We start from the raw sequence: 5,550 nt of genomic DNA, 5'->3' as shown, positions 1-5,550 counted from the left end.
AACTCGCGCGTTCGCTCCTGGGAACGCAGGTGCCTGACCAGATTGATCCCCGACATGCCGGGCAGCATCAGATCGAGGAGGACGAGGCTGGGCAACTCGCTGCGGATCTCGCTCAGCGCCTGCTCCGCGCTGCTCACTACGACAACTTCGAAGGGCGCCTGCTCAAGCGAGTAACGTAACAGTTCCTGGATTGCGATCTCGTCTTCGACGACCAGGACCCTGGGCCGGCTGCTCATGGCACATCCATTTCACGGACCAGTCCTTTCAGGCCAAGGTGACGCACGTCGCGCCCCTTGGCGATATAGATGACATCCTCGGCAATGTTCTTGCAGTGGTCGCCGACACGCTCGATCGACTTGGCAATGAAGATCACATCGAGCGCGGAGGAGATCGTGCGCGGATCTTCCATCATGTAGGTGATCAACTGGCGCACGGTCGCGCGGAAGTGCTGGTCGACCTCCTTGTCGCGGCGAACGACGTGAGCTGCGGCGGCGAAATCGAGGCGGACGAAGGCATCGAGGATTTCGTGCAGCATGCTGGCCGTCTGCTCACCCATGTGACGTACCTGCAGGACCTGCGCCAGACATCCTCCGTTGCCGCGTTCGATGATCTTGCGCGTCGCTTTGGCAATCTTCTTCGCCTCGTCGCCAATCCGCTCGAGGTCGGTGACGGTTTTGCTGACGGCCATCACCATGCGCAGGTCGATCGCCGTCGGCTGGCGGCGGGCGACGATGTTCGCGCAGGCTGTGTCGATCGCGACCTCGAGTTCGTCCACGCCCTTGTCGCGCTCGATGATCAGTCGGCTAAGCTCGTGGTCGCTTTCGCCAAAGGCACTCAGGGCGCCGCGCAACTGCTCTTCGACCAGGCCGCCCATGCGCGTGACGTGGGCGCGAATCGAATCGAGCTCGGAGTCGAACTGCTTGGAAAGGTGCTCACTCATGAATCGGCTCCCGTCAGGCCAATCAACCGAATCGGCCGGTAATGTAGTCCTCGGTACGCTTGTCGCGCGGTTTGATGAAGATCTCTTCGGTGTAGCCGAATTCGATCAGTTCGCCGAGATACATGTAGGCAGTGAAGTCGGAGACCCGCGCAGCTTGCTGCATGTTGTGCGTAACGATCAGGATGGTCACTTTCTCCTTCAACTGGTGGATCAGTTCCTCGATGCTCGCGGTGACGATCGGATCGAGCGCCGAGGTCGGTTCGTCGAAGAGAAGAACCTCTGGGTCGGTGGCCAGTGCACGAGCGATGCACAGGCGCTGTTGCTGGCCACCGGAGAGAGCAAATGCCATGTCATGCAGGCGGTGTTTGACTTCGCCCCACAGTGCTGCGGCGCGCAGCGCTTCCTCGGCCTTGTCGTCGAGGACGGAACGTTTGGTGACGCCACGCACGCGCTGCCCGTAGATGACGTTTTCGTAGATCGACTTGGGAAACGGATTGGGCTTCTGGAAGACCATCGACAGCCGCATGCGTACCTCGATCGGATCGACACGTGGGTCAAGCAGATTGGTCTGGTCGGGATGCAGAATGATCTCACCACCGTAGCGATTGCCCGCATAGAGGTCGTGCATGCGATTGAACGAGCGCAAGAGCGTCGACTTGCCGCAGCCTGAAGGACCGATCAGCGCCGTGACCTTGCGCTCGCACAATGGCATCGTCACGTCCTTCAGCGCGTGGAATTCGCCGTAATGGAAATTGAAGTTGCGTACTTCCGCCTTGATCGGTAGTTCGCTGATCGCACCGCGTGATGGGTCCATGCTCACCCTACCATTTGAGGTTTTTGCGCAGCCGGTAACGCAACCAGATCGCCAAGCCGTTCATCATCAGGGTCATCGCGACCAGGATGACGCTGGCGGCGGCAGCGTTCTGCTGAAAAGCCGCCTCCGGGCGCGATGTCCAGTTGAAGATCTGGATCGGCATGACGGTGAAGGGCGCTGACAGCCACTCGAAGTTGACAAAGGGCGGTGTTCCGACAAGCGGCGCTGGCGGCAGGAAAGCGATGAAGGTCAGTGCGCCGATCGTGATGATCGGTGCGGTCTCGCCGATTGCGCGCGCCATGCCGATGATAACGCCGGTAAAAATGCCGGGCATCGAGTAGGGCAGAATATGGCGCCTGACCATCTGCCATCGTGTGGCGCCAAGCGCATACGCTCCCTCGCGGATGCTCTGCGGAATACCGCGGATCGCCTCGCGCGTGGCGACGATGATCATCGGCAAGATCAGCAGTGCCAGCGTCAGGCCAGCCGTACGAATGCTTTGCCCAAGGCCGAAGGTATAGACGAACAGACCTAGCGCCAACAGCCCGTAGATGATCGACGGAACGCCAGCCAGATTGTTGATGTTGATTTCGATGATGTCGGTGAGCCAATGCTTCGGCGCGTACTCCTCCAGCCAAATTCCGGCGGCAACACCCAGCGGTACGGCCACGCTGGCCGTGACCAGCATGACCAGCAGGCTGCCAACCCAGGCTGAAAGGATTCCCGCCTGGCCCGCGCGGCGCGACGGAAAGCTGGTGAAAAACTCCGGCGTCAGACGGGCCCAGCCGTCGATCAACATGTTGATGAAGAGCGTCACGACGGTCAGCAGAGCGAGCGCCAGGGCGAGGACTCCGAGCGCGCCAAACCACAAGTCGCGGCGCTTGCGACGCCTGATTTCCGCACGGATGAGCGCGACGTCGCTGGGCGCTGATGACGACATGTCAATACCTCTCACGGTACTTCCGTTGCAGCCAGAAGCCCAGAATGTTGAACAACAGCGTAAACAGCATCAGCGTCAGGCCGGCGGCAAAGATCGTCTGGTAGCCGATCGAGCCGTGCGGCAGATCGCCGAGCGCCACCTGGACGATGAAGGCGGTGATCGTCGCCGCCGGTTCGCGCGGGTCGAACGTCAGCTTCGGCTGCATGCCGGCGGCGATGGCAAGGATCATCGTCTCGCCGACCGCGCGCGCAATGCCGAGGATATACGCTGCTCCGATCCCCGAGACGGCGGCCGGCAGGACGACGTAGAACGCCGTTTGCAGTCGCGTCGCCCCCATCGCATAGGAACCCTCGCGTAAGGCCATCGGCACGGCGCGCATCGCATCCTCGGCGATCGAGCTGACGATCGGGACGATCATGATGCCCATGACCAGGCCGGCCGAGAGCAGATTGAAGCCGGGCAGCTCGGGCATCAGTTCTTGCAGGAGTGGCGTGACGAACATCAGTGCGAAATAGCCGAAAACGACGGTCGGCATTCCGGCGAGCAGTTCGAGTATCGGTTTCGCCGTCTCGCGCGTTCGTTGGCTGGCGAATTCGGAGAGGAATATGGCGATCGTCGTGCCGATCGGGATGGCCACCGCCAAAGCGACCGTCGAGCTGACCGCGGTGCCGGAGAGCAGCACCAAGATTCCGAAGTGCGCATCGTCGAAAAGCGGAGTCCATTGCGTATCGCTCAGAAAGTCGACGACCGGGACCTGCTGGAAGAAGGCTACCGATTCTCGCACCAGGATGAAAACGATAGCCAGCGTGACAAAGATGGAGACCGCAGCGGCAGCAAACAGCGTGGCTTCGATGATGCGCTCGCTGATGTGGCGACTCGCCTTGCGGGCCAGCCGCTCACTGACTGCAGGACTCGACGACGATGGGCTCACAGCCTGGCTTCGCGCGCAAGAAGGTCTTCGATTCTCACGCCAACTTCGGCTTCGCCGCCGAACATGCTACCCAGTTTGCCCTGTTTCAGGTGCTCGGCGTTCAGCTCGTAGGCGCGCGCTGGAAGCGGCACGTATTTCACCTCCTGCGCCAGCTTGGCAGCGTTCTTGAGGTAAAACTCGACGAACTCACGCACTTCGGGTTTCTTGAAGCTCAACTCGCTGAGGTAGATGAAGATCGGGCGTGAGAGCGGTTGGTAGAGGCCTTCCAGCACGGTCTTCAGCGAAGGTTCAACCGCCCTGCCGGTCTTCGGATCGACGATGGCCAGGGCTTTCAGCTTGTCCCGGTTCTCGCTGTAATAGGCGAAGCCAAAATAGGCGAGGGCGCCCGGATCACGCTGCACGCCCTGGACCAGAACGTTGTCATCTTCGGAAGCGGTGAAGTCGCCACGCGAGGCTTTTGCCTTGCCGTTTATCGCTTCGGTGAAATAGTCGAAAGTGCCCGAATCGGCGCCCGGACCAAACAGTTTCAGCGCGGCATCCGGAAAGGCCGGGTTGACCTGCTTCCAGTTGGTGATCCTGTTTTGTGCGGCCGCTTCCCACATCGTCTTCAGGTCGGCCACCGTCACCTGCTTGAGCGGGTTCTTGGGATTAACCACGACGGTCAACGCGTCATAGGCGATCGGCAGTTCGAAGAACCTGATGCCGCCCTGCGCACAGGCCTCCATCTCCTTCTTCAGAATCGGGCGGGAAGCGTTGGCAAGGTCGATTTCGCCGCGACAGAACTTCTTGAAGCCGCCACCGGTGCCGGAAATGCCGACGGTAACCTTGACGACGTTCTTTCTGGCTTTCTGGAACTCCTCGGCGACGGCTTCGGAGATGGGATATACCGTGGACGACCCGTCCAGCTTGACGATCTGTGCCTGCGCGCTACCGACGGCCGACAGCGCGAGCAAGGCCGCCATCGTGGTCTTCCGTACCTGCTTCATCGCGTTTCTCCTGTGAGACGATGGAACAGATTCTCGTCGACCCCTGTTACAGCTTGATGACAGGCCGGAGCGTACCAAGGAGCTCAGCGATCCGGCGGCGGCTACGCCCGCCGCGCACCGGCCGACCGAAAGCCGGCGGACAAGCGTAGCCCGCCAGCCAGCGTGGATTCAGACCTTGCGGTATACCTCGGCGCCCGCGCTGACGAACTCGATGGCCTTCGCGGTCATTCCCCGGCTCAACGCCTCGCTATCGCTGACACCCTGCGCCACGGCGAAGTCGCGAATGTCCTGCGTGATCTTCATCGAGCAGAAATGCGGGCCACACATCGAGCAGAAATGGGCAACCTTGGCCGACTCCTTGGGCAGGGTTTCATCGTGAAACTCGCGCGCCTTGTCCGGGTCGAGCGAGAGATTGAACTGGTCTTCCCAGCGGAACTCGAAACGCGCCTTGGACAGGGCATTGTCGCGAATCTGCGCGCCGGGATGGCCCTTGGCGAGGTCCGCCGCGTGTGCGGCCAGCTTGTAGGTAATGATGCCGGTCTTCACATCGTCCTTGTCGGGCAGGCCGAGGTGTTCCTTGGGCGTCACGTAGCAGAGCATTGCCGTACCGTACCAGCCGATCATCGCGGCGCCAATGCCACTCGTGATGTGGTCGTAACCGGGTGCGATGTCGGTGGTCAGCGGGCCGAGCGTATAGAACGGCGCTTCCTTGCAGTAGGCGAGCTGCAGGTCCATGTTCTCCTTGATCAACTGCATCGGCACATGACCGGGACCCTCGATCATGACCTGCACGTCATGCCGCCAGGCAATCTCGGTCAGTTCGCCGAGCGTCTTCAGTTCGCCGATCTGGGCATCGTCGTTGGCGTCGTAGATCGAACCTGGGCGCAAGCCGTCGCCCAGGCTGAAGGCAACATCGTAGGCGCGCATGATCTCGCAGAT

7 protein-coding genes are annotated in these 5,550 nt (G+C 61.2%); all 7 read right to left on the bottom strand.

The window, feature by feature from the left end; all coding sequences use genetic code 11:
• A partial coding sequence (locus RKP46_RS08310; RefSeq protein ID WP_311106211.1) for a response regulator occupies positions 1-236 on the bottom strand: 236 nt, incomplete at its 3' end.
• A complete protein-coding gene (gene phoU, locus RKP46_RS08305) occupies positions 233-940 on the bottom strand; it encodes a phosphate signaling complex protein PhoU (RefSeq protein WP_311106210.1) in 708 nt (235 codons plus the stop codon). The genes phoU and RKP46_RS08310, both read right to left, overlap by 4 nt.
• A 22-nt stretch (positions 941-962) precedes the next feature.
• Entirely contained in the window at positions 963-1,754 is a 792-nt protein-coding gene (gene pstB, locus RKP46_RS08300; protein ID WP_300329160.1) for a phosphate ABC transporter ATP-binding protein PstB, read from the bottom strand.
• Between the two features lie 7 nt (positions 1,755-1,761).
• Complete coding sequence (gene pstA / locus RKP46_RS08295; RefSeq protein ID WP_311106209.1) at positions 1,762-2,694, bottom strand: phosphate ABC transporter permease PstA; 933 nt, start codon at positions 2,692-2,694, stop codon at positions 1,762-1,764.
• 1 nt (position 2,695) lies between these two features.
• The gene (gene pstC, locus RKP46_RS08290; protein ID WP_311106208.1) at positions 2,696-3,625 is read right to left on the bottom strand and encodes a phosphate ABC transporter permease subunit PstC; all 930 of its coding nucleotides are present in this window, start codon (positions 3,623-3,625) and stop codon (positions 2,696-2,698) included.
• Complete coding sequence (locus tag RKP46_RS08285) at positions 3,622-4,611, bottom strand: PstS family phosphate ABC transporter substrate-binding protein (protein WP_300329168.1); 990 nt, start codon at positions 4,609-4,611, stop codon at positions 3,622-3,624. Before RKP46_RS08285 ends, pstC begins: the two co-directional genes overlap by 4 nt.
• 168 nt (positions 4,612-4,779) lie before the next feature.
• Positions 4,780-5,550: phosphomethylpyrimidine synthase ThiC (locus tag RKP46_RS08280; protein WP_311106207.1), on the bottom strand; the 771-nt coding region annotated here is incomplete at its 5' end.

The sequence above is a fragment of the Accumulibacter sp. genome (assembly GCF_031732815.1).
GTDB lineage: Bacteria > Pseudomonadota > Gammaproteobacteria > Burkholderiales > Rhodocyclaceae > Accumulibacter.
This window is presented reverse-complemented; position numbering and strand designations above follow the sequence as displayed.